The following is a 23784-nucleotide window of genomic DNA, read 5'->3' on the forward strand; positions in this document are numbered from 1 at the left end:
AATGGTTAGATGGTCAGCATTTCAGGACGCGTTCTGAGGCAAAGTCTGCAATTTTCGAGTATATCTGGATTTTCTACAATCGCCAGCGAATCCATTCGGCTAATGGCTACCGTACACCAGAGGCATACTACAATGAACACCGAGTCGCCTAGAACATCTTCTCAAGGAGATTAGCCGTTATCTAGTCGCTACAGTTGCAACCCATAAGGATCCGGAAAGGTATGTAAAACCAAGCAATTTTAAGATTTAAAGAGCTTCCTTTCGTTTAAAGATTCTAATCGTCGGGGGACAGGCCAGAGCGCCACAGGAGCGGGCCTTTCCGCTCCCGCCTCGGGTGGTGCCTCAAAGAGGGAAAACTCCTCGACCTGCGCGTAGGGCTTGCCGAGCGGCACGGTATCCTTGAGACCGTCCATCTGCCAGACGTTCCAGACGATCCGCTCGATGACGGCCGCGAGGAGCTCGATCTCCGGCGCCTGTCCCCAGCGCTCCTGATGGTAGTCGCAGAACGTCAAGAGCAGATTCACACGCGCGATGAGGAGGCTGTCGCCTTGGTATTCGTAGCCGTAGCAGGCCTCATAGGCGCGGAGTGCCCATTTCGCCCATTCTCCGCGATTGGCAGCGTTCTCACTGACGATGCGGAGCTTGCGGTCGAGGAGGCCGATGCGCTTTTTGAGCGGCAGGATGCGCACACCGGTCGCGCTATCGTAGCGCGAGACGAGGTAGGGAGCTTCGCCGCAGGTGATCTCGAGGCGGCGCGAGTCGATATAGCGCTGCCAGAGCGGCATCTTGCGCCCCGACTGCGGCGGGAAGGCAACAGGTTCCTCGCTAACGCTCCAGGTATGATCCGCGTTTCCCGTATTGAATACGCCCTCCCTGCCGAACCACTCGCGGTCGAGATGGTTGTTCATCTCGTTGCAGAGCCAGGCGGGGGTGAATACCTCTGCCTTTTTCCGTGTGCGCGCAGCCTGATCCTCTTGCGTTTTCTCGATGCGCGGCCGGATGCATCCGGCATGGCGCAGGAGGGCGGCGCTCTTCATCTCATCGGTATCGAGGAAGCCGGGGCCGCAGTCCGCATAGGTGTCAGTCGCCCAGATGATGTTCCTTTTCGTCGTCATGTCCCTGAGCAGCCGATCGAGGAAGGAACTCACAGGGGACGCCTCGATATCAATCAAATCTTCCACTGGTTCGCTTTCCCTTCTGTTGTTTTCTCTTTTCCATGAACTATTCTGCCATCCTTACACGGTATATATTCGTACATCTTTTTTATTTTCGACAAGACCAAACTCTCATCCTGCTTTCAAGAATGAAATTTACGCTTACACAAGCCAGCCAAAAATCCCCGGCAACGGAAAACGCATTTGCTGTCGGGGAATGGCATCATAGTTCACAGTTTTTTCTTTTCAAAGCGCCGCGAGCTTGCGGAAATGTTCTTCGGACATACCTGCTTTCTTCGCGGCTTCCTTGAGCGTAAGCACACCCTCACGGACCAACTCCGCAAGTGTGGTCCAACGACCTTCCTTACGGCCTTTTTCCATACCTTTTTCCATACCTTTTTCCATACCGCGTTCTTCGCTTCTGCGCAGTTCCATGTAGTAGGTCATATACTCCACCTTCATTTCCTTATTTTCTTTCGCCACTTCCACGGCATCGGCAATGGTTTCCGTGAAGTTTCCTTTCGGCGCTTTCCCCTCGATATAGTCGAGAAAGGCGGCGAGGTCTCTGTCGATGCCTTCACGCCTTCCCTTGCTGTTCAGGAAGATTTTCGTCGTTTCGTCGCCCATCTCCAGCGTCGCGTCCTCCGCGCAGGTCTCGTGGAAAGTGTACTGGCTGAGATTCCTGTCGAAGGGGTCATTTCAATTATACGCTGACGAGAACATCGCTGACAAGGGATTTACAAAGGAACCACGGATGAATCTGCACGAGTGACACACGATATGCAAAATCAGATGTTTTCCCGGATTTTTCAGGGAATCGCGACCTTTCCGCCATTGCCCCCTAGTGTAGAATAATACAGGAAAGATCACTGGCTTATGTCTCATCCATTTCCCTTTTGCAAGGTATCCCCATGAACTATCTTCTGACGCTCCTCGTCGCCATCGTCGGCGGCATCGTCATGTCCCTCATCCACGCGCCGCTGCCCTGGACGCTCGGGCCCATCACGGCCGTCTCTCTTTGCTCCCTGCTACTGCGGCGCCGGTTCCGCTGGCCGCTCGGCGTGCGCAATACCGCGCTCATCCTGCTCGGCTACGCGATGGGACGGCCGTTTAACGCTGAGACGGGGCACGCCATCCTCACGCAGCTCCCCATCATGCTCACGGCCGTCACCATCATGCAGACGCTGCGCATGCTCTCCGTCGTGTTCTGCATCCCGTTCCTCGCGACGCATGTGCTGCCGAGCGAGGCGGGCACGCATGGCGCGGCGGCAGCTGCCGCTGCCTCCCCGGAGACCATCCTGCTCTTCATCATGCTTGCCTTCCCCTGCATCGCGAAATGGATCGTGCGCCGCAACCGTCGCGCGTGAAGGAAGAGTCGCTTCTATGATATCTTCCGCTGAAAAAGCGCTTGCCGCTGCAATGGTTCCACTGCAGCGGCAAGCGCTTTTTCTTTTTATCAGAGCTCAAAGTCCGTCTTTGTTGCCCGCAGGCGCGCAATGGCGCGGTGCAGGGCGAGCTCGGCACGTTTGAAGTCGATGTCGTCGGAGGCCGGCGGTCCCTGATGGAACTTCGCGATGCGCTCCTTGGCGCGGGCGTAGGCCTGCTTCGCGCGGTTGATGTCGATGTCAATCGGCTGCTCGGCGGCGCTCGCGAGGACGGTGATCTTCTCGGGCGTGACTTCCATGAAGCCGCCCGCGACGGCGATGAGCTGCTCGTCGCCGTCGCCGAGCTTCACGCGCATCGCGTGCGGCACGAGGCCGGTGACGAGCGGCGCGTGATGCGGCAGGATGCCGAGCTCGCCGCCCGTCGAGCGGACGATGAGCATCGCGATGTCCTGCGTGTAGACCACCTTGTCGGGTGAGACAATCTCCAGCTTGATGCTTGCCATGGATTATCCCTCCTCGGCTTTGATTTTCTTTGCTTTCTCCACTGCCTCGTCGATGGTGCCGACCATGTAGAAGGCGTTCTCGGGCAGGTCGTCGTATTTGCCTTCAAGGATCTCCTTGAAGCCGCGGATGGTTTCCTTGAGCGGCACGTACTTGCCGGGCGAGCCCGTGAAGACTTCGGCGACGAAGAACGGCTGCGAGAGGAAACGCTGGATCTTGCGCGCGCGGGAGACCGTGAGCTTGTCCTCGTCGGAGAGTTCCTCCATGCCGAGGATGGCGATGATGTCCTGCAGGTCCTTGTATTTCTGCAGGACGGCCTGCACGCCGCGCGCGACCTTGTAATGCTCCTCGCCGATGATGTGCGGGTCGAGGATGCGGCTCGTGGAGTCGAGCGGGTCGACGGCGGGATAGATGCCGAGCTCGGCGATCTGACGGGAGAGGACGGTCGTCGCATCGAGATGCGTGAACGTGCCCGCAGGCGCCGGGTCGGTGAGGTCATCCGCCGGGACGTAGACAGCCTGGACGGAGGTGATGGAGCCGTCCTTCGTCGAGGTGATGCGCTCCTGGAGCGCGCCGATGTCCGTGGAGAGCGTCGGCTGGTAGCCGACGGCCGACGGCATGCGGCCGAGCAGAGCCGAGACCTCGGAGCCCGCCTGGATGAAGCGGAAGATGTTATCGATGAAGAGCAGCACGTCCTGATGCTGGACATCGCGGAAATACTCCGCCATCGTGAGGCCCGTGAGCGCGACGCGCATACGGGCTCCTGGCGGCTCGTTCATCTGGCCGTAGACGAGCGCCGTCTTGTCGATGACGCCGGACTCGGTCATCTCGCCCCAGAGGTCGTTGCCCTCACGCGTACGCTCGCCGACGCCGGCGAATACGGAGTAGCCGCCGTGCTCGGTCGCGATGTTGTGGATGAGCTCCATGATGAGGACCGTCTTGCCGACGCCGGCGCCGCCGAAGAGGCCCGTCTTGCCGCCGCGGGAGTACGGGGCGATGAGGTCGACGACCTTGATGCCCGTCTCGAGGATGCTCGTCGACGTCTCCTGCTCGTCGAACTTCGGCGCGGGGCGGTGAATCGGCCAGAACTCCTTGTTGCCGACCGGCGCGGGGTTGTGGTCGACCGTCTGGCCGAGCACGTTGAACACGCGGCCGAGGCACTCGGTGCCGACCGGCACCATGATGGGATGACCCGTGTCCTCCGCCTCCATGCCGCGCGTGAGGCCGTCGGTGGAGCTCATGGCGATGCAGCGCGTGACGCTGTCGCCGAGATGCTGCATGACCTCGACGACGAGGTCGATCTTGATGTCCTCGCCTACCGTCCCCTTGATGGTGACGGCGTTGAGGATGGACGGCAGTTCGCCGGCCGGGAATTCAATATCTACGACAGGTCCGATGACCTGTACAATCTTACCTTTTGCCAATGGGAAACCTCCTAACCGTATACTACTTCAGGCCCTCGGCACCGGCGACGATCTCGTTGAGCTCCGTCGTGATACCGGCCTGACGTACCTTGTTGTAGTGCAGGTTGAGCTTCGCTATGAGGTCCTCGGCGTTGTCCGTCGCATTGCTCATCGCGTTCATGCGGGAACTCAGCTCACTCGCTGCGGACTGCAGGAGCGCCGCGTAGACCGTCGTGCAGAGGTACTGCGGCAGCAGGAACCCGAGCACCGTCGCCGCGTCCGGCTCATAGATGTACTCGGCGTGCGGCGCGCTTTCCTCGCTTTGCTCAACGGTGAGCGGCAGGAGTTTCCCTGCCTGCGGCTCGCAGCTGATGGCCGAAAGGAACTTCGTGTAGACCATCTGGATCTCGCTGTACTTCCCCGTGCGATAGAGGCGGATGAGCTCCGTGACAATGGTGCGGGCATGCTCGAACGCGGGGCGCTCGCTGATGCCCGTATAGCTCTTCACGATGCTGAAGCCGCGGTTCTTGAAATACGCCTCGCCCTTGCGGCCGACGACGAAGTAGTCCGTAGGCTTCCCGTCGTCAGCGAGCGCATGCGCCGCCTTGCAGGCATTCGAGGAATACGCGCCCGCGAGTCCCTTGTCCGCCGTGACGACGAACACGAGGCGGCCGCCGTCCGGATGACGCTCGAGCAGCGGATGCGAGAAATCAGCGCCCGCGTTCGCCGCGACCTCGCCGATGACCTCGGCGACCTTGCGCGCGTATGGCGCGTTGGCGTTCGCGGCTTCCTTGGCGTGACGCAGGCGGCTCGTCGCGACCATGTTCATAGCGCTCGTGATCTGCTTGGTGCTCGTGACGCTCTTGATGCGATGGCGGATGTCCTGTAAACTAGCCAAAAAGAATCACCTCGCTCATGCCATCTTGTACGGAACGGTTTCCTTGAACTCCTTGATGGCTGCCTGGATCTCGCCCTCGAGCGCATCGTCGAGCTTTTTCTGCTCGATGATCTTCTTGCTGACCTCCGGATGCGCCGTGCGCATGAACTTGAGGAAGCTCTCCTGGAACTCGACGACCTTGTCCACGGGGATGTCCGCGAGGAAGCCGTGCACGGCCGTGTAGAGCACGAGCACCTGCTCCTCGACGAGCAGCGGGCTGTACTGCGGCTGCTTGAGCGTCTCGACGACGCGTTCGCCGCGGTCGAGCTGGGCCTTCGTCGCCTTGTCGAGGTCGGAAGCGAACTGCGAGAACGCCGCGAGCTCGCGGTACTGGGCGAGGTCGAGGCGCATCGTGCCCGCGACCTGCTTCATCGCCTTGATCTGCGCCGAGCCGCCGACACGCGAGACGGAGAGGCCGACGTTGATGGCCGGGCGGATACCGGAGTTGAAGGCATCTGTCTCGAGCATGATCTGGCCATCGGTGATGGAGATGACGTTCGTCGGGATGTAGGCGGAGAGGTCGCCGGCCTGCGTCTCGATGATCGGCAGCGCCGTGATGGAGCCGCCGCCGAGCTCGTCGTTGAGCTTGGCCGCGCGCTCGAGCAGGCGGGAGTGCAGATAGAAGACATCGCCCGGATACGCCTCACGTCCTGGCGGGCGGCGCAGCAGCAGCGACATCGCGCGGTAGGCGGCGGCGTGCTTCGTGAGGTCATCGTAGACGCAGAGGCAGGCCTTGCCCTGGTACATGAAATGCTCCGCCATCGCGACGCCCGCGTACGGCGCGAGGTACTGCAGCGGCGCGCTGTCAGCAGCCGTCGCGGCGACGACGATGGTGTAGTCCATCGCGCCGTGCTCCTCGAACGTCTTGACGACGCGCGCGACCGTCGATGCCTTCTGGCCGATGGCGACGTAGACGCAGATGCAGTTCTGCCCCTTCTGGTTGAGGATCGTGTCGACGGCGATGGCCGTCTTGCCGATGCCGCGGTCGCCGATGATGAGCTCGCGCTGGCCGCGGCCGATCGGCACGAGCGCGTCGATGGCCTTGATGCCCGTCTGCAGCGGCTCCTTGACCGGCTTGCGGTCCGCGATGCCCGGCGCGTGGTACTCGACAGGACGCGTCTCCGTCGTCTTGATGGCACCCTTGCCGTCGATGGGACGGCCGAGCGCGTCGACGACGCGTCCGATCATGGCCTCGCCGACCGGCACCTGCATGATCTTGCCCGTGCGCTTTACCTCGTCGCCCTCTTTGATTTCCGTATCGCCGCCGAGGATAACAGCGCCGACATTGTCCTGCTCAAGGTTCAGGACCAGACCGTAAATATCATGACCGAAATCGAGCAGCTCGCCGCTCATGGCCTTCTCGAGGCCGTGAATATGTGCGATGCCGTCGCCGATTTCGATGACCGTTCCGACATCATCCACATTGAGGTCCACATCGTAGTTCTTGATCTGGTCCTTGATGATGGCGGTTATTTCTTCCGGATTCATTTTCATACCTTGCAGTCACCCCTCATCATTTGTATGCCATCAGCTCGTCCGCGAGCGCGGAGAGCTTGCCGGTGACGCTGCCGTCGATCCGCTTGTCGCCGATCCTGACGATGACGCCGCCGATGATTTTCGGGTCCTCGTGGAGCCTGAGCTTCACGGTCTTCCCCGTCACGGCTTCGAGCTTGTTCCCGAGCTTCTCCCGCTGTGCCTCGCTCATGCCGTGTGCTGTCGTCACATCGGCGATCACGATGCCGCGCGCCTCGTTCGAGAGCTTCTCGAAGTCCTCCACGATGGCTGGATAGAGTGCCATGCGCCGCTTGTCCGCGAGGAGCAGCAGGAAATGGTAGACGTTCACCGAAAGCTCTCCTTCAAAGAGCTGTTTCAAGAGCGCTTTCTTGTCACTGCGCTGGATCAGCGGGTTCGCGAAATAGCCCCAGATGCCAGGGACCGTCGAGAGATCATCGAGGACGCGGCGCAGCTGCTCCCCGTAGGGGACGAGCTGCTGCTCCTCCTGCGCGAGCTCGAAGATGGCACTCGAATACTTGCGTGCAAGCTGTAGATTTAGCATGACAGATCACCAATCTTGTCTTTGTCGAGCTTGTCGATGAAGTCGCCGACGAGCGCCTCGTTCTCCGAGGCCTCCATGTTCTTCTCGACGACCTTGCCGGCAGCGAGCAGTGAGAGCGCAACAATCTCCTTCTTGAGCTGGTCTGCCGCACGCTCGCGATCGCGCTGGATCTCGGCCTGAGCAGCCTTTTTCATCTGCTCGATTTCGCGCTTCGTATCCTGCAGGCTCGTCTCGCGGTTGGACGCGGCGACTTTCTCCGCCTTGTCCACGATGGCCTGCGCTTTCTCGCGCGCCTCGGCGAGCTGCGCCTGATAGTCCTTCTTGAGCGACTCGGCCTCAGCGACGTCCGAGTCCGCCTTCGCGAGGCTCTCGGCGATCTTGTCCTCGCGCGCCTTGATCATGCGCACGACCGGCTTGTAGCAGAGGGCGCGCAGGATAGCGACGAGGATCAGGAAGTTCAGAATCTGCGCGAAAAATGTCGCGTTAAGATCGATCAATTCCTATGCCTCCCTTCAAAGCACCAAATGAAATTATTTGATGAGCGGGTTCGCATAGAGCATGATGAACGCAACGACGATGGCGATGATAGCCATTGCCTCGATGAGGCCGACGGAAATCAGCGTGTTCGTGAAGAGCGTGCTCTTCGCCTCCGGCTGACGCGTGATGCCCTCGATGAAACGGCTCGTGACAAGACCGTCGCCGAGACCTGCGCCGACTGCGGCAAGACCTGCCGTGATTCCTGCACCAATGAGGGCTGCGGCTACCATAATTGCGTTTTCCATGAAAAATCCTCCTTAAAAATCAATACGAAAACTTATGATTCTTCTTCCTCTTTGACGGCATTGGCAAGGTATGCCATCGAGAGCATCGTAAAGATGACGGCCTGGACACCGCCGATGAAGATGCTGAAGGCCAGCCAGCAGACGGCCGGGATCGGCATCCAGATCGGCATGAGCTTCAAGAGAACGATGATCAGGATCTCACCTGCCAGGATATTGCCGAAAAGACGGCAGGAGAGCGTGATTGGTTTGGCGATCTCCTCGATGACATTGATGACCACGAAGACCGGGGTCGGCTGGAAGAAATGCGCGACATAGTGCATTCCCTTCTTGTAGAGCCCCAGGAAGTGGACCATGACAATGACGATGAGGGCGAGCGCCAGCGTGGTGTTCAAGTCGTTCGTCGGCGAAGACAACGTGGGAATGAGTCCGAGCCAGTTCGAGACCAGCAGGAACATGAAGAGCGAGACGATGAAGGGCGCCAGGAACCTGCCGCTCTTCCCCATCATCGCGTCGATCTGCCCGTGCAGCCAGTTCACGATGAGCTCCACCACCATCTGCCATCCCGACGGCACGAGCTTCAGGCTGCGTGTCGCGAGGAAGGCGATGAGGATGACGACGGCCATCGTGAGCCAGGTCATGCAGAGGGTCTCCCAGTTGAAGGTAAAGCCGGCAAACTGCACTGTTTCGCGAACACCGATTTCATGCATATACCTCAACCTCCTCCCAGTGATACATCTGGGCTATTTCCCACCAATATTCAACACGATGAGGTGGACGAGCGCGAGTCCGTAGCAGAGCACGAAGCCAAACGCCGCCATGAGGAAGACCTCGGAGGATACCGAGGCGGCGGCGAGCAGCACGAGTGCGAGTACGGCAAGGCGCAGCGCCATGCCCCAAAGCATCTGTCTGCGGGCGGTCCCAGGCGCGGCGGCAAGATGCCAGAGGCGCCAGGCCATGTTCCAGACAAAGACCAGCGCCGCCGCGAAGCCGAGCAGGAGCGCGAACGTGAGGCCGCCCTCTCCCCTTGCCAGGAGGAGCGTCCCCACGCCGAGCGCCGCGAGCAGGAGGCTCAGGGCGAGACGCCGGAGGAATACCGATAAGAGTTCTTTCATGCAACTTCCCAATCTTTATGTTTCGACAAGGATAGGGAAAAAACCTTTTCGCCCTACCTTTCTTTTTCTTGATGTTTGCATAAATATAACTTATGGGCAGAGCGCGTGCCGACGGCTAGAACACACCGCCATGCAACGGCTAGACGAGGCCGCCGCGCTTCAGCTGCCGGTAGAGCGTGTACATCGCCCCCGGGAAGCCGACGAGAATGCCAACGAGCCGCCCCGCGTGGCCGAGGCCGAACGCTTTGTCCGCCTCGTAGCCGAGGAAGACGCAGATGCCGACGAAGACGACGAAGTAGATACCGACGCCGCCGAGCATGGAAAAGGCTTTAAGCGCCTGCCTGAGCCCATCGTCGCGATCCTTATCCATAGCGTCTCCCTCCCTCATCTCCGCGCGTCAAGTCTCACGCGCGACTGTCACACACGATCAGCCTGCCACTGCGCGGCCGTCCCGGCGGTCAGCCGCACGCCAGCAGCGCGCGGCAGTCATTTTGCGACGAAGCGGTCCGGCCGCGCGTCCGCGAGCCCGTAGTGATAGAGGATCGCCTGGATGATGCGCCGCGAGGCCTCGCCGTCTCCGTACGGGTTGCAGCTCTCCGCCATGCGGCGGTACTCCGCCTCGTCTGTGAGCAGGCGGCGCGCCTCGCTGTAGACGCGCTCGCGGTCGGTGCCGATGAGCTTTACCGTGCCGGCCGCGACGGCCTCGGGGCGCTCCGTCGTATCGCGCAGCACGAGGACGGGCTTGCCGAGCGCCGGCGCCTCCTCCTGCACGCCGCCCGAATCCGTGAGGATGAGGTAGGCGCGATGCATGAGGTTCGCGAACGGCTCGTAGTCGAGCGGCTCGATGAGATGCACCTGCGCGAGTCCGCCGAGCTCCTGCCGCACGACCTCGCGCACCTTCGGGTTCTTGTGCACGGGGAAGACGATCTCCACGTCGGGGAACTCCTCCGTGAGCTGCTTGAGCGCCTTGTAGACATGGCGCATGGGCTCGCCGAGATTCTCGCGGCGATGCGTCGTCACGAGGATCACGCGTTTCTTCGCGAAGTCGATGCGCTCGAGCAGGGCGTCCTCGAAATGGAAATCATCCTGCACCGTATGATGCAGCGCGTCGATGACCGTGTTGCCCGTGACGAAGATGGAGTCCTCCGGCACATTCTCTTCGCGCAGATTCTGCTCGGAAGTCGCCGTCGGCGCAAAATTGAGATCCGCGATGCAGCCCGTAAGCCGGCGGTTCATCTCCTCCGGGAACGGCGAGTACTTGTTGTGCGTGCGCAGCCCTGCCTCGACATGTCCGACCGTCGTCTGGTGGTAGTAGGCGGCAAGCGCGCCCGCGAACGTCGTCGTCGTATCACCGTGCACGAGGACGATGTCGGGCTGCTCCTTCGTGAGCACGCCGTCGAGCCCGTTCATGGCGCGCGTCGTGATATCGAAGAGCGTCTGCCCCTTCGCCATGAGATTGAGGTCGTAGTCCGGCGCGATATGGAAGAGGTGCAGGACCTGGTCGAGCATCTCGCGATGCTGCGCCGTGACCGCGACGACCGGCGTGATGGTATCCGGGTGTTTCTGGAGCTCGAGCACGATGGGCGCCATCTTGATGGCCTCCGGCCGCGTGCCGAAGACCGTCATCACTTTGATTTTTTTCTTTTCCATGGAAAATCTCCTTCTGCGGAACTACGGGTGCCGCGCGGGGCGCGCAAACTTTCGCGCGCGGGCCGCGCCGCAGCCGCGGGAACCGCTACGCGCGGCACGGCGGCACAAGACGTGCGCAACGCGCCGCAGCAGCGTTCCCTATGAAAAAGAGCAGGCGATGCCTGCTCAGATCAATCAATGTTCATGTACGGAATCTTTCATATGGAAGATACCGATTTTTTTCGCGCCGAGGAGCACGACAGCGACCACCACGCAGACGATGAGGATGGCGAACTGTCCGCTGACCTCCGTGAGTGCGACGGCCGAGAGGCCGAGCAGCGCACTGATGACGTACATGAGGAGCACTGCCTGACGCTGCGTGAACCCGAGGTCGAGCAAGCGGTGGTGCAGATGCCCCTTGTCCGGCTTGAAAATCGGTACGCCGCCGCGATAGCGACGCACGATGGCGAACGTCGTATCGAGGATGGGCAGGCCGAGCGCGAGGATGGGCACGATGAGCGCGATTGTCGCGGCGGACTTCACCGCACCGATGACGCTGATGCCCGCGAGCATGTAGCCGAGGAACATGCTGCCGGAGTCGCCCATGAAGATGCGGGCGGGGTTGAAGTTGTAGTAGAGGAACCCAAGCGCCGCGCCCGCGATGGCCGCCGTGAAGACGGCGACGAACATGATGCCCTGCTGGAGCGCGACGAGGAAGATCGTGACCGAGGCGATTGTCGCGACGCCGGCCGCGAGACCGTCGAGCCCGTCGATGAGATTCACGGTATTCGTGAGCCCGACGATCCAGAAGAGCGTCGCCGGAATCGCGAGCCACTCGAGGAACAGATAGTCGCCGAACGGATCCGTGATGAAATCGATGCGCACGTCGAAGCCGATGACGAGCACCGCCGCCGCGACGATCTGCCCGACGAGTTTGACCTTCGCGGGCAGGTTCGTGTAGTCATCGACGAGGCCGAGCGCCACGATGAGCGTGCCGCCCACCATGAGGCCCTCGAGCTCGAAGGAAACCTCCGGGTCGATGGGCACATAGCTCAGCACCACGAGCATCGACGCGAGAAACGCGAGGTAGATGCCCAACCCGCCGATGCGCGGCACCGGCCGCTTGTGAACCTTACGTGCATCCGGCGCGTCCATCGCGCCCGTCTTTTTCGCTAAAAAAATAACGCCTGGTGTCACGAGCAGCGCCACTCCGGCGGCTATGACAAACGCCAAAACGTAATCCGGCATAAATTCGTCGCACCCCTTCAGAAACCGGGACCATAGGACACGCCTTCAAACGGTGTCCCCTCAGGAATTGCCCTTTGCCCCCCTGCTTGCCGACCTCTCATTGTCGGCAAGCAGGCAGGACAACACGCCGCTGCCCCCGCAGTCGGCCGCGAAAGCGCGCTGCCGCACGAAGCCGCAGCGCGCCCTGGAAACAGCGATTCCTCATTTCCCTATAAACATGCATGTTCATTTTACAACAGCCGCCAACACGTGTCAATCATGGATGTCCGCAGGCGCGCAAGTCACGACGCTGCCGTCCGTCTCATAGTAGACGACGCGCGCGAGCTTCGCGTTGCGCAGCATGCGGCGGCAGAGCAGGCAGGGCTTGCCGCTCGCGAGCGTGCCGTCCGCGTTGATGCCGACGATGTAGATCGTCGCGCCCTCCATCTGCGCGGGATCCGCGTTGAGCATGGCGTTCTGCTCGGCGTGCACCGCCACGCAGAGCTCGTAGTTCTGCCCCTTCGGCACATGCAGTCGCTCGCGCTCGCAGATGCCCGTGTCGATGCAGTTCGCCTCGCCGCGCGGCGCGCCGTTGTAGCCCGTGCTGACGATGATATGATCCTTCACGATGATGGCGCCGTAGCGGCGGCGCAGACAGGTCGCCCGCCGCCCGACAGCGCGCGCGATATCCAGGAAATACGTCGTCCAGTCCGGACGCTGCTGTCTCTCTCTCATAGCTTCGTTCCCCTCTCCTCCTGCGCTTCCCGCGCGAGGAAGCGCGTGCCGAGTATCACGGCGACAAAATCATCGACGGGCACCGGCGGCACCTGCATCGACGTCGGCAGCAGGCGGCGCAGCCCGCGCGGCGGATGCGCGCGCCAGTATTCCCAGCGCGCGAGATCCGTCGTGCGATACTCGTCGACGACCGCGACAGGGAGCGCCGGAAAGGCGCGCGCAAGGCGCGCGCGCGCCTCCTTGCTCGTCGTGCCGTTGCCCATAACAAGCAGCGCTGGTGAAAGCGCTGTGAACGCCTCTTTGACCTCCCGCTCGAGTGCGCGCGTCTCGATGACGCGCTGCAAGAGCACGCGCGGCGCGCCGCCCGCCGCCCGCTCGAGCACGGCAAAGCCGCATTTCTCTCGTCCTGGATCGAGCGCGGCAATCCTGCGCCTATCCTTTTCTCCCTGCATCATGGCGTCTCTGCGTCCTCCTGGAGTTTCTCGACTTTCACGACGAGGCGCAGCGGACCGAGCGCGTCCGTCGCCTCCTTGGCGTAGGCGGAGAGCACTGCCTTGCCGCGGATCGGCAGCAGGCGGTTCACGACATCATAGAACTCATCGGCGCTGATGACGCCGACGGTCCCACGGATGGGATCCTGTAGCACGCCCTTCATCGTCGCCGCCTCATTGACCTCCTGCAGGAACGACATGAGCGTCTGCTCCGCCGCGCCCTTCTGCGAGCCGTCGAGCGTATAGGCACGCGCGATGATGAACTCCTTCGGCTGGTAGATGACGCTGTTCTTGTAGAGCTCGAGCGACGCGCGGATCTCCTCGCCGCGGATCTGGTTGCCCGAGGCGACGACGCGCACGACCATGTCCTGCTTTGCCGCCGCGATGGTCTTGACCGCGGCATCGAACTCTGGACGATAGATCCAGATGTCCTGCTCCTCCTTGTTCTCGCCGAGTCGCACCGTGACGTTGCGACTCGCGAGCTGGGCAAGCGTCGTGAGATCCGTGCGCACCTCGCTTTCGGGGCGGCTGCCGCGGATGACGCCGCTCGCGATGACCTCGCCCGCGCGGAACACGATATCGCCCTCGCGAATGGAGATGAGGCCCTTCCTGAGTGCTTCCGTCTGCGACTCAAGCGCCTTCTTCTCTCCCGTGAGCTGCGTGTTCGTCTGCGTGAGCTTGTCGTTGTCGCCGAGCAAGAGGTTGTTCCTCGCCGTGATGGCCTGGTTCTCGCCGAGCAAAGATGCGTTCGTCTGCGCGAGGTCATCGTTCCTCGCCATGAGCGCGGCCTTCGCCTGCTCAAGGAGCAGGTTGCCCTGCTGCAGGCGCGCCTGCTCCGCCTCGAGCTCCGACTGGCGCGACTCGAGCCGTTCTACTTCCTGCTGTGAGTCGACGAGCGCCGCGTCTGCGTCCGCCTTCTGCTGCTGCGCGCTCAGAAGATCGTCCTGCGTTTCGCTGAGTCTCGCGCGCGTCTCCTGCATCGTGCGGTTGAGCCTCTCCATACCGAAGAGGGCCGTGCGCACATCCTTCGAGACGGCGGCCATGACGCCGAGCGTCGTCGTCGTGATGAGGATGCCTGTGACGATCGTGACGATGATGGAGGTATGTCGGGGGCGCAATCCGAAGAGCGAGAGTTTCTTCTTGCCGACCTTCGAGCCGAGACGGTCGCCGATAAAGGCAATCGCGCCCCCCGTGATGACGAGGACGAGGATGAGCAGCACTCCGTACATTTCTATGCCTCCAATCAATCACAACAACAGATGGCTATCGCGAGGCCTTGCGGATGAGGAACAGCCCCGCGATGAGGCCGACGATATTCGGTATCCAGACCGCAAGCATCGGGGAAAGCGCGCCGCTCCTGCCGATGGCATTGGCCATCGTCATGAGGGCATAGTAGAAAAAGATGATGATGACGCTCATCGCAAAGCCCGCCGACGAGCTGTTGCGCGTCGGCTGCAGGCCGAGCGGCACGCCGATGAGCGCGAAGATGAGGCTCGCCATCGGCACTGTGATGCGCTGGTAGAGCTCCGTCTCGAGTTTGTTCGTATCGACGTACTGCGTCTTCATGATGCGGATCTGCGCCTTGAGCTCCTTCATCGTGAGTTCTTCGGGATTCTTCTGCTCGCGCACGATCTGGCGCGGGCTCGCGCTGATTGGGAGCACCTGCGTGTTGAAACGCAGCGTATGCTCGCTCTCACCGTCGGAGATATCGTAGAGCATGCCGTTGTGCATGATCCATTCCTTCCCCTCATATTCCGCGTACTCCGCATTCTCGACGTGGCTGACCTTGCCCGCGTCGTTGAATTCCTGCAGCGTGACATTCTGCAGGCTCTGGCTGTCCGCATCGTAGCGGCGCGCGTAGAGCAGGCGTTGGATTTGGCCGTCCTTGATGTCCTTGAGGACGATGTGGTCCTGCGACTTCGCGCCCGTATTGCCCTGGATCTCATAATAGACGACATTGCGGTAGGCGGTGTTCGCCCACGGCACGACATGCTCATTGAAGAGGATCGCCGCGATGCTCACGAAGAAGCCGAGGATGATGGCCGGCGTCGCGATGCGGAAGAAGCCGATGCCGCACGACTTCATCGCCGTGATCTCGCTCGAGCTCGACAGGCGTCCGAACGTCAGGAGCGTCGCGAGCAGCATCGACATTGGGAACGTCCACATGATGACGTTCGGCAGGCCGAAAATGAATACCTTGATGACGGCGCTCAGCGAGGCACCGTAGTCCGTGATGTACTTGGCGATCTTAAAGAGCGTCCCCGAGCCGATGAAGACGGCAGAAAACGCGCAGATGCCGAAGAGGAACGCCTTGCATACCTCGCGAAAAATATACTTGTCCAATATCCTTAAATGCATCGTCCTGCTCCCCGTTACAGCGTAAAGTTATCGCCGAGATAGAATTTCCTCGCCACCGGACTTTCCGCAATCGTCTCGCTGTCGCCCTCGAGAAGGATCTTCCCCTCGTTGAGGATGTAGGCGCGGTCGACGATGTGCAGCGTCTCGCGCACATTGTGGTCCGTGATGAGGATGCCCATGCCGCGCTCCCTGAGATACTGCACGATCTCCTGGATGTCTGCGACGGCGAGCGGGTCGACGCCCGCGAACGGCTCGTCGAGCAGGATGAACTGCGGCTCGAGCGCGAGGCAGCGCGCGATTTCCACGCGCCGCCGCTCGCCGCCGGAGAGCTCCGTGCCCTTGCGCTCGCGCACATGCGCGATGTGGAACTCATCGAGGAGTTCCTCGTATTTGTCCTTCTGCTCCGCCTTGGAGAGGTGCGTCGTCTCGAGAATGGCCATGATGTTCTCTTCGACCGTGAGCTTGCGGAAGATGGACGCTTCCTGCGTGAGGTAGCTGATGCCGAGCGCCGCGCGCTTGTGCATCGGCATCTGGCTGATGTTCACATCCGAGAGGTACACCTCGCCGGACGTCGGGCGCTCGAGGCCCACGATCATGTAGAACGTCGTCGTCTTGCCCGCACCGTTCGGCCCGAGCAGCCCGACGATCTCCCCCTTCTCCACGCGCAGGGAGACGCGGTTCACGACCGTGCGCTTCTTGAATGTCTTCACAAGATTTTTCGCTTCGATATGCAACGCAATCCTCCATCCCGACAGGAAGCTCTCCCGCCGCCCCTAGGCGGCAGGAACGCTACCAAGACGCGCACCGCCGCCGCGCGGCGATGCCTACATTCCGTTATTGTACCGTAGCCTGGCCGTCCTTGGCAAGATAAATCGTGATGCGGTTCGAGCGCATCGTGTTGTTGTCCTGCACAGCCCAGGCGTTGCCCTCCGCGACGACGCGGCCCTGGTCCTGGCCGAAATACTCCATGCGGTCACCGCCCGCCTCCATATTGCGCGCGGGACTCACGAGATGGGCGCTGCCCGTGCCGAGGTAATGATCGTCCTTCAGCCAGCCCTCCATGCGCGCTGCCGTGAATGTGCCGTCCTGGTTCGAGACGATGCCTCCCTGCTCCATGAGTACATAGTCATTCTGCTGCGGGAAATAATCGACCTGCTCGCCCGTGAAGCTCCGGTCATTCTCCGTGCCGTGTACACCGCCGATGGCCTTCATGTGCTCAGGGCCGTCGGAGATGACCTCCTGGCAGGTCATGCGCATCGCGCCGCGCACTGCGATGACGCCGCCCGTGACCGTGCCCTGCTTCGTCTTGGCGTTGTAGACGGCCTTCTGTCCCGCGATGCGCGTGTCTCCCTGCCGCATCAGAACGTTGTCCGTTGCCTGGATCACGCCCGTCTTCATATCATACTCGACCGTATCCGCGTCGAGCTCCGTCGGCTCATTTCCCGCGCCGGCCGCGAGCGCGTGGCCCGCCAGCAGCAGCGTGCAGCCGAGGGCCGCCGCAAGGGCGATCTGCTTTTTCCTCATATCACTTGGCTCCTTTCACGATGTGCGCCTTGCCGATGGCCTTGAAATGGCTGAACCCATTCGTGCTCTCGATGCGGTCGGCGCGCGCCTGCATGTCGTCCTGCTTGATATAGGCATCCTCTGCCGCCGTGAGCTTGCCCTCGGCCTCTGTCCAGAGGAGCTTGCCGCAGGTGAGCGCCGCGCCGTCCGTCGTCTCGATCGTGACATCGCCGTCCACCTGGATGTCCTTCGTCTTGTTGTCATAGGTGCCGTGCGCCGCCGTGACGCTCACGACGCGGCCGTCCTCCTCGTAGAACTTGCCGGAAAGACCCGTGAGCTCGACGTTCTTCGTATCGACATCGACCGTCATCGACTCGCTTGTAAGCTCCCAGATTTTCTTGCCGTCCTTCTCTTCGCTGATGGTATTGTTGTCGTACGTCATGACCTTCGGGCCATCCTCCACCGGCGCCTTCTGCGGCGGCTGCGGCGCCGTGCGCACCGCCCAAATGACGACGCAGACGAAAAGGAGGACGCCAAGCGCCGCCCATAGTTTCCCTTTTCTGCTCATGGTTCCTCCTCTTTCCTGCCGTGCGCCTCGGCCGCCGTGTGGTGCTTGTTCTTCTTCGCCTGCTCCGGCGGCGTATTCCAGCGCTTCTGGAACCAGAGCCACTGCGTCGGATTCTCGCGGATGATGCGATCGACGATGCGCGTCATGCGCACGGTGAACGCGCGCAGGTCGGCATCGGAATTGCCGGTGTCCTCATAGCGCAGCGCCTCGCCGATGACGACCTTGTGGCGGCCGTCCGGCTGGCGCAGGATGAACGCGGGCACGACAGGCGCGTGGAACTTGCGCGAGAAGACCGCGGGGCCCATCGGCGTCGAAGCCGTGCGCCCGAGGAACTCCGTGAAGCAGCCGCCCGGGCCCGCGTCCTGGTCGGCGAGAAAGCCGAGGATCTTGCCGCTCTTGAGCGCGCGCGCCGCCGCGAGCAGCTCGCTCGTGCCGCGCGAGAAGATCTCGACGTGGATCGTCGCGCGCAGATCGTCGAGCACGCGCGTGTACTGGATGTTCGGCTGCGGCTTCGCGATGGCCGTGACGGGCAGGCCGTTGAGCGTGAACGCGGCGGAGAGCCATTCCCAGGTGCCGATGTGCCCCGTGAGCACGACGACACCCCTCTTCTCCGCAAGCGCTGCCTGCATGCGCTCGAGGTGCTCGACCTCGATGTACTCGCGGAAGTTCCGTTCATTGAGATGCGGCATGTAGAGAATCTCGAGCACGTTCTTCGCGAGATTGACGAACGAGGCCCGCACGGTCCGCCGCGCCTCCGCCTCGGGCAGCTCGAGCGAACGCATCATCTGCGAGACGGCGCGCTCCCGCTCCTTCTTGACGAGCAGATAGTAAAGGTTGCCGAGCACATGCCCGATGGCCATGAGCAGGCGATAAGGCGTATGGCAGACGAGCCAGCTCAATGCCATCAGCGAACGATAAATCATGGATGTCCCTCCTGATCACTGCCCCAGGCGCGCGGTATCCTGAGGCGATGCGATTTCATAGAATGGTGCGATGCACTCCTCCCAGCGCCCCTGCGCCTTGAGGATGAATTCGAGGATGTCGCGCACGGCACCGTGCCCGCCGGCAAAGCGCGAAACGTAGGCCGCGGCCGCGCGCACCTCGCTGACGGCATCCGCGACGGCGGCGGGGAACCCCACCTGTAGCAGCAGCGGCAGATCGATGAGATCGTCACCGACGTAGGCGATCTCATCATCTCCGAGCGATAGCTTCTCCTTGAGCTCGCGGTACGCGACGCGCTTATCGAGCTTGCCCTGGAACACCTCTCCGATATGGAGCTCCGCCGCGCGGCGCGTGACCTGCTCCGAGGCACGGCCCGTGATGATTGCCGTCTGGAGCCCCGCGCGGTGCGCGAGCGTGATGCCCATGCCGTCGCGCACATGGAACGGCTTGAAGAGCTCGCCGCGCTGCCCCACATAGATGCCTCCGTCCGTAAGCACGCCATCCACATCGAAGATGACGAGCTTCACGCGTGCGGCGCGCTCCCTAGGCGCGGGGCCGTTCGTCTGGCTCGCAAAGGAAATCATCTTGCTCCCCCTCCTCCGGGCTGTTGTTCACAAAATTTTCTCAAAGAATCGCTGATAAAATGAAGTGCTCCGGATTTACGTGGATGCGCTGCACTCTTCGGAGACAAACCGCAGGCGTAGCGGCAGAACGCTCCATCGCGTTTTGCGCTGAGGATTGTCGAGAGCGAGAGAACCGTGCCGACGCGCGAAGACAGAGTGCTGAATCATCAGTGATATTCCTGAAAACGGCTCGTGCACCGTCTCGCAAGCTCGCGAACAGACACACTGCACAGCGGTTCCTCAGACCGGATGATGCTGCTGCACGATCTCGTGGATGGCCAGCGCTTCCTTGAGCAGATCCTCGAGCTTGTCGAGATAGACCATGTTCGCGCCGTCTGAGAGCGCCTCCTCCGGGTTGTCGTGCACCTCGAGGAAGAGCGCGTCGATGCCGACGCCGACAGCTGCGCGCACGAGATACTCCACATACTCGCGGTTGCCCGAGGACGACGTGCCATTGCCGCCTGGCAGCTGCACGCTGTGCGTGCCATCGAAGACGACCGGATAGCCGAAACTGCGCATGATGGGCAGGCTCCGCATGTCGACGACGAGGTTGTGGTAGCCGAACGAGGCGCCGCGTTCCGTCAGCATGAGCTGGTCGCAGCCGCTCTCGTGCAGCTTGTCGACGACGTTGCGCATATCATCCGGCGCGAGGAACTGGCCTTTCTTCACGTTGACGACGCGCCCCGTCTGCGCCGCCGCGTGCAGGAGGTCCGTCTGGCGGCAGAGGAACGCCGGAATCTGCAGGATATCCGCGACCTCCGCAGCCGGCGCCGCCTGGTAGCTCTCGTGGATGTCTGTCACGATGGGCACGCCAAGCTCCTCCTTGATGGTCTTGAGCCAGGCGATGCCCTTCGTAAGTCCTGGGCCGCGGAAGCTGTGGAACGAGGAGCGGTTCGCCTTGTCAAAGGACGCCTTGAATACATAGTTGATGCCAAGGCGGCCGCAGATCTCCTTGACGGTGCGGCCGATGAGCAGCGAGCGCTCCAGGCTCTCGAGCACGCACGGCCCGGCGAGCAGAGCGAGCGGCGCCGCGCCGCCGATAGTGAAATTCCCAACCTTTACCTGATTCATGTCAGATGCTCCCTTCTTTCTGTTCAGACGTTCTCCTGCGCGCGACGATAGATTTCATTCACGCGCGCGAGATCCTCCTCCGTATCGACGCCGACGAACGTGCGGTCCGTCTCGATGACCTTGATGCGGTAGCCGTTCTCGAGCGCGCGCAGCTGCTCGAGGCTCTCCGCGCGCTCGAGCGGCGTCGGCGCGAGCTTGGCGAACTTCAGCAGGAAGTCGCGCCGGTAAGCGTAGATGCCGATGTGCTTGTAAACGGGAATGCCGAGATGATGGCGCGGATACGGCAGCAGCGAGCGCGAGAAATAGAGCGCGTAGCCATCCTGATCCGTGACGACCTTGACGTTGTTCGGATTTTGCTGCTCCGCCTCGTCGTCGATGCGCGTCTTCACCGTCGCCATCGCGAGCGTCTCATCGCCGTCGAACGCGGCGACGAGCGCGTCAATGAGCGCGGGGTCGATGAGCGGCTCATCGCCCTGCACGTTGACGATGATGCCGTAGTCCGGCATGGCCGCCGCAACCTCGGCGAGGCGGTCCGTCCCCGTCGGATGGTCGCGGCGCGTCATGATGGCCTGGCCGCCGTGCGCGAGGACGACGGTCTCGATGCGCTTATCGTCCGTCGCGACGATCGTCGCCGCCGTGCGCTGGGCTTTTTTCGCGCGGTCGTAGACGCGGCAGATCATCGGCTGCCCGGCGATGTCCTTGAGCGGCTTGCCGGGCAGGCGCGTCGAGGCGTAGCGCGCCGGTATGACACAAAGGGCTTTCTCTTCCATGTTCATCCTTCTTTCTCAGCGCGCGCCGTGGAGAGCTTCCCCCCGCGGGCCGCTGCCAGCTTCTTTTCGAGCAGCGCGTGGAACGCCGCGTGACCAGACTGGAACGTGACCTCCACGCAGATGACGTAGACGGGAATCGGCCATTTCGCCCGCACGACGGCAGGCGGGATCTTCACGGCGTCCTTCTCGGTGATGACGATGGCCTCCGCTCCCTTTGCCTCCGCCTGCTCGAGCACATCGCTCATCTCGCGCTCCGCGTAGTCGTGATGGTCCGGGTAACGCAGGCTCTCGATGATGACGGCCCCGAGATCGGAGAGCGTCTGCTCGAAGGATGCGGGATTGCCGATGGCCGAGACGGCGACGACGCGCTTGCCCCCCATCTCGCGGACATCGATGCCCTCGCTGCCGATATTCTCATACCACTCGTCGAGCGGGATGAAGCAGCGCGGCTGGTGGATGCTCTCGATGATGAGCGCATGGTCGTTGTACTTCCGCACGGTCTCGCGGATATAGTCACGAGAGCCGGCCGCCGCCTGGTCGACCTTCGTGAGCAGACAGACATCGGCGCGCCTCACGTGCGAGATGGGCTCGCGCAGCGTGCCGCGCGGCAGGATATAGCCGTTGCCGAACACGTTGACCGCGTCGACGAGCAGGATATCCATATCGCGCGCGAGCTGCCAGTGCTGGTAGCCGTCATCGAGGATGGCTACCTCCGCACCGAAATGGTCGATAGCATACTGCCCCGTGATCGCGCGCTCCGCACCGATGAGCACAGGCACGTTCGGCAGATGCTTCGCAAGCATGTATGCCTCGTCGCCGGCCTCCGCGGCGTCCATGTGGAGGCGCTTGCCGTCTGAGACGACACCGACGTCGCCATGCCATTTCGCGCGGTAGCCGCGGTTGAGGATCACGACGCGGTAGCCCATATCGCGGATGTCGCGGGCAAGGCGCTGCGCCGTCGGCGTCTTGCCCGTGCCGCCGACCGTCACGTTGCCGAGGCTGATGACGAAGCAGTCGAGCTTCTTGCGCCGGAAAATCCCCAGCTCATAGCCCGCGAGCTTGCAGTTGACGAGCTGGCGATAGATGAGGGAAAAGACGTAGAGCACCGCGAGCAGCAGGTGCAGGAATACACCGTGCACCTCTTTGCTGTGCACGAGGTCGATGAAGTACGTCTGGAGATTCGCGATTTTCTGCGTCGAGCGCACGTGCGGCAGATTCTCTGCCGCGCTCTCGTACTTGTCGAGCATCTCGTGCAGCAGCACGGCCGACTTGCGCGAGGCCCCCTTGTTCTCCTGCACGATGGCGAGCGTCTCCTGCTCCATGCGGCGGCGGTGCGCGGGATCGTCAAAGAGGCGCACAACGGCCTCCGCGAGCTCTTTGCCGCTTTTCACCGTGATGCAGGCGTCCCGGTTCTTGAAAAGAGCGTAAGTGTCCTTGAAATTGAACATGTGGTGGCCGACGATGATGGCCTTGCCATGCGCCGCTGGTTCGAGGATGTTGTGCCCGCCGTGCGGCACGAGACTGCCGCCCACATAGACGACATCGCCGATGCTGTACACACGGCCGAGCTCGCCGATCGTATCGAGGATGACGATGTCGACATCTTGCTGCGGCGTCTTCTGCAGCCCCGTGCGCGTCGCGACCGTAAATCCCGCCTTCCTGCAGATGTGCGTGACCTCCATCGTGCGCAGCAGTTCGCGCGGCGCGATGACGAGCTTCGCGTCCGGATGGCGCTCGCGTACGGCGGCGAACGCCCGTAGTACGGGCTCCTCCTCGCCGCGATGTGTCGAGCCCGCGAGGAAGATGCCCTCATTCTTTGTCAGGCACATCTCACGCAGGATCTGCTGTTTCTCCTCCGCGCTCACGTCCGTATACGTCTGGTCGAACTTCGTGTTGCCCGTCACGGTCACGAGCTCCGGCGGCGCGCCGAGACGCTTGATATAGTCCGCATCGATGGGCGACTGCATCGCGAATTTCTTCACCGTACCGATCATGTCGCGCAGGATGCTGTGCAGATGCTTGTAGCGCTTGACACTCTTGTCGCTGATACGTCCGTTGACCATCATGACCGGCACATGCAGCTCCCGCGCCGTCTTGAGGAAGTTCGGCCAGAGCTCCGTCTCGACGGGCAGGTAGACACGCGGCCGGATACGGCGCAGCACATGACCCGCGAGCCAAGGCAGGTCGAGCGGGAAATAAATGATGGCATCGGCGTCCTTGATGATGCGGTTCGCCATCTCATAGCCGCTCGTCGTCACGACGGAGACGAGGATAGGGCTTTTCGGGAATTCCTTGCGGAACTCCTTGATGAGCGGGCTCGTCGCGACGATCTCGCCGACGGATGCCGCGTGCACCCAAATGCAGTCCTTCTTTTCCACCTTGTCGAGCGCATGCTTCGGGAAAAAGCCGAGACTCTGCCGGATGCGTTCCACAAATCCCTTTTCCCGCACCGCGCGCACCATGAACACCGGGATGATGAGTACACCGATGAGGATGGCCGCGATATTGTAGAGTAATTGCATTTCCTTTCCCCTTCC

Annotated in this window: 28 protein-coding genes; 2 read left to right on the forward strand and 26 right to left on the reverse strand. The window is 61.9% G+C overall.

Annotated elements, in window-relative coordinates; translation table 11 throughout:
* Window positions 1–152 (forward strand): IS3 family transposase (locus tag F599_RS15100; RefSeq protein WP_156021943.1); only part of this gene is annotated, 152 nt, incomplete at its 5' end.
* 87 nt (window positions 153–239) lie between these two features.
* Here the strand turns inward: F599_RS15100 and F599_RS0105695 are convergent.
* Together F599_RS0105695 and F599_RS13705 are read right to left on the reverse strand one after the other, a co-directional pair.
* Window positions 240–1181 (reverse strand): hypothetical protein, encoded by a 942-nt coding sequence (locus F599_RS0105695; protein WP_020700513.1) that lies wholly within the window; start codon window positions 1179–1181, stop codon window positions 240–242.
* Window positions 1182–1400: 219 nt separating this feature from the next.
* Window positions 1401–1781: a hypothetical protein gene (locus F599_RS13705; RefSeq protein WP_019542564.1), complete on the reverse strand. Its 381-nt coding sequence runs from the start codon at window positions 1779–1781 to the stop codon at window positions 1401–1403.
* 284 nt (window positions 1782–2065) lie between these two features.
* On the opposite strand from F599_RS13705, the gene F599_RS13710 reads away from it, so the two are divergent.
* The gene (locus tag F599_RS13710) at window positions 2066–2521 is read left to right on the forward strand and encodes an AbrB family transcriptional regulator (RefSeq protein ID WP_020700514.1); all 456 of its coding nucleotides are present in this window, start codon (window positions 2066–2068) and stop codon (window positions 2519–2521) included.
* Window positions 2522–2610: 89 nt separating this feature from the next.
* Here the strand turns inward: F599_RS13710 and F599_RS0105710 are convergent, their stop codons facing one another.
* From F599_RS0105710 to lpxK, 24 genes are all read right to left on the reverse strand, one after another.
* Window positions 2611–3042: a F0F1 ATP synthase subunit epsilon gene (locus F599_RS0105710; RefSeq protein ID WP_019542566.1), complete on the reverse strand. Its 432-nt coding sequence runs from the start codon at window positions 3040–3042 to the stop codon at window positions 2611–2613.
* A 3-nt stretch (window positions 3043–3045) separates the two neighbouring features.
* A complete protein-coding gene (gene atpD / locus F599_RS0105715; RefSeq protein WP_019542567.1) occupies window positions 3046–4464 on the reverse strand; it encodes a F0F1 ATP synthase subunit beta in 1419 nt (472 codons plus the stop codon).
* Window positions 4465–4486: 22 nt separating this feature from the next.
* Window positions 4487–5341 carry an ATP synthase F1 subunit gamma gene (atpG, locus tag F599_RS0105720; RefSeq protein ID WP_019542568.1) on the reverse strand — a complete coding sequence of 285 codons (855 nt, stop codon included), beginning with the start codon at window positions 5339–5341 and terminating at the stop codon, window positions 4487–4489.
* 15 nt (window positions 5342–5356) lie between these two features.
* Window positions 5357–6874, reverse strand: a complete 1518-nt coding sequence (gene atpA / locus F599_RS0105725; protein WP_019542569.1) for a F0F1 ATP synthase subunit alpha — start codon at window positions 6872–6874, stop codon at window positions 5357–5359.
* A 19-nt stretch (window positions 6875–6893) separates the two neighbouring features.
* On the reverse strand, window positions 6894–7436 hold the full coding sequence (gene atpH, locus F599_RS0105730; RefSeq protein ID WP_019542570.1) for an ATP synthase F1 subunit delta: 543 nt from the start codon (window positions 7434–7436) through the stop codon (window positions 6894–6896).
* Window positions 7430–7933 carry a F0F1 ATP synthase subunit B gene (gene atpF, locus F599_RS0105735; protein WP_019542571.1) on the reverse strand — a complete coding sequence of 168 codons (504 nt, stop codon included), beginning with the start codon at window positions 7931–7933 and terminating at the stop codon, window positions 7430–7432. Before atpF ends, atpH begins: the two co-directional genes overlap by 7 nt.
* Window positions 7934–7966: 33 nt before the next feature.
* Window positions 7967–8218 carry a F0F1 ATP synthase subunit C gene (atpE, locus tag F599_RS0105740; protein ID WP_019542572.1) on the reverse strand — a complete coding sequence of 84 codons (252 nt, stop codon included), beginning with the start codon at window positions 8216–8218 and terminating at the stop codon, window positions 7967–7969.
* A 32-nt stretch (window positions 8219–8250) separates the two neighbouring features.
* Complete coding sequence (atpB, locus tag F599_RS0105745) at window positions 8251–8925, reverse strand: F0F1 ATP synthase subunit A (protein WP_019542573.1); 675 nt, start codon at window positions 8923–8925, stop codon at window positions 8251–8253.
* 33 nt (window positions 8926–8958) lie between these two features.
* Window positions 8959–9330 (reverse strand): hypothetical protein, encoded by a 372-nt coding sequence (locus tag F599_RS0105750; protein ID WP_019542574.1) that lies wholly within the window; start codon window positions 9328–9330, stop codon window positions 8959–8961.
* 139 nt (window positions 9331–9469) lie between these two features.
* Window positions 9470–9700 (reverse strand): AtpZ/AtpI family protein, encoded by a 231-nt coding sequence (locus F599_RS0105755; RefSeq protein ID WP_019542575.1) that lies wholly within the window; start codon window positions 9698–9700, stop codon window positions 9470–9472.
* A gap of 116 nt (window positions 9701–9816) precedes the next feature.
* Entirely contained in the window at window positions 9817–10980 is a 1164-nt protein-coding gene (gene wecB / locus F599_RS0105760; RefSeq protein WP_019542576.1) for a non-hydrolyzing UDP-N-acetylglucosamine 2-epimerase, read from the reverse strand.
* Window positions 10981–11154: 174 nt separating this feature from the next.
* Window positions 11155–12207 (reverse strand): glycosyltransferase family 4 protein, encoded by a 1053-nt coding sequence (locus F599_RS0105765; RefSeq protein WP_019542577.1) that lies wholly within the window; start codon window positions 12205–12207, stop codon window positions 11155–11157.
* Window positions 12208–12459: 252 nt separating this feature from the next.
* On the reverse strand, window positions 12460–12921 hold the full coding sequence (locus F599_RS0105770; protein ID WP_019542578.1) for a deoxycytidylate deaminase: 462 nt from the start codon (window positions 12919–12921) through the stop codon (window positions 12460–12462).
* A complete protein-coding gene (locus F599_RS0105775; protein WP_019542579.1) occupies window positions 12918–13376 on the reverse strand; it encodes a RuvC family protein in 459 nt (152 codons plus the stop codon). Before F599_RS0105775 ends, F599_RS0105770 begins: the two co-directional genes overlap by 4 nt.
* On the reverse strand, window positions 13373–14641 hold the full coding sequence (locus tag F599_RS0105780; protein WP_019542580.1) for a DUF3084 domain-containing protein: 1269 nt from the start codon (window positions 14639–14641) through the stop codon (window positions 13373–13375). The genes F599_RS0105775 and F599_RS0105780 overlap by 4 nt, the downstream gene beginning before the upstream one ends.
* A 34-nt stretch (window positions 14642–14675) precedes the next feature.
* Window positions 14676–15770, reverse strand: coding sequence for an LptF/LptG family permease (locus F599_RS0105785; protein ID WP_026327848.1), 1095 nt, complete (start codon window positions 15768–15770; stop codon window positions 14676–14678).
* 14 nt (window positions 15771–15784) lie between these two features.
* A complete protein-coding gene (lptB, locus tag F599_RS0105790) occupies window positions 15785–16504 on the reverse strand; it encodes an LPS export ABC transporter ATP-binding protein (RefSeq protein WP_019542582.1) in 720 nt (239 codons plus the stop codon).
* Window positions 16505–16604: 100 nt separating this feature from the next.
* Window positions 16605–17294, reverse strand: a complete 690-nt coding sequence (locus F599_RS0105795; RefSeq protein WP_019542583.1) for an LptA/OstA family protein — start codon at window positions 17292–17294, stop codon at window positions 16605–16607.
* A gap of 1 nt (window position 17295) precedes the next feature.
* A complete protein-coding gene (gene lptC / locus F599_RS0105800) occupies window positions 17296–17841 on the reverse strand; it encodes an LPS export ABC transporter periplasmic protein LptC (protein WP_019542584.1) in 546 nt (181 codons plus the stop codon).
* Window positions 17838–18764, reverse strand: a complete 927-nt coding sequence (locus tag F599_RS0105805; RefSeq protein ID WP_019542585.1) for a lysophospholipid acyltransferase family protein — start codon at window positions 18762–18764, stop codon at window positions 17838–17840. Before F599_RS0105805 ends, lptC begins: the two co-directional genes overlap by 4 nt.
* A gap of 15 nt (window positions 18765–18779) precedes the next feature.
* Window positions 18780–19367 (reverse strand): KdsC family phosphatase, encoded by a 588-nt coding sequence (locus F599_RS13715; RefSeq protein ID WP_019542586.1) that lies wholly within the window; start codon window positions 19365–19367, stop codon window positions 18780–18782.
* Between the two features lie 279 nt (window positions 19368–19646).
* Window positions 19647–20477: a 3-deoxy-8-phosphooctulonate synthase gene (kdsA, locus tag F599_RS0105815; protein WP_019542587.1), complete on the reverse strand. Its 831-nt coding sequence runs from the start codon at window positions 20475–20477 to the stop codon at window positions 19647–19649.
* A gap of 23 nt (window positions 20478–20500) precedes the next feature.
* Window positions 20501–21247, reverse strand: coding sequence for a 3-deoxy-manno-octulosonate cytidylyltransferase (gene kdsB, locus F599_RS0105820; RefSeq protein ID WP_020700515.1), 747 nt, complete (start codon window positions 21245–21247; stop codon window positions 20501–20503).
* Window positions 21248–21249: 2 nt separating this feature from the next.
* The gene (lpxK, locus tag F599_RS0105825) at window positions 21250–23769 is read right to left on the reverse strand and encodes a tetraacyldisaccharide 4'-kinase (protein WP_019542589.1); all 2520 of its coding nucleotides are present in this window, start codon (window positions 23767–23769) and stop codon (window positions 21250–21252) included.
* Between the last annotated feature and the right edge of the window lie 15 nt (window positions 23770–23784).

The organism is Selenomonas bovis DSM 23594 (genome assembly GCF_000381005.1).
GTDB lineage: Bacteria > Bacillota > Negativicutes > Selenomonadales > Selenomonadaceae > Selenomonas_C > Selenomonas_C bovis.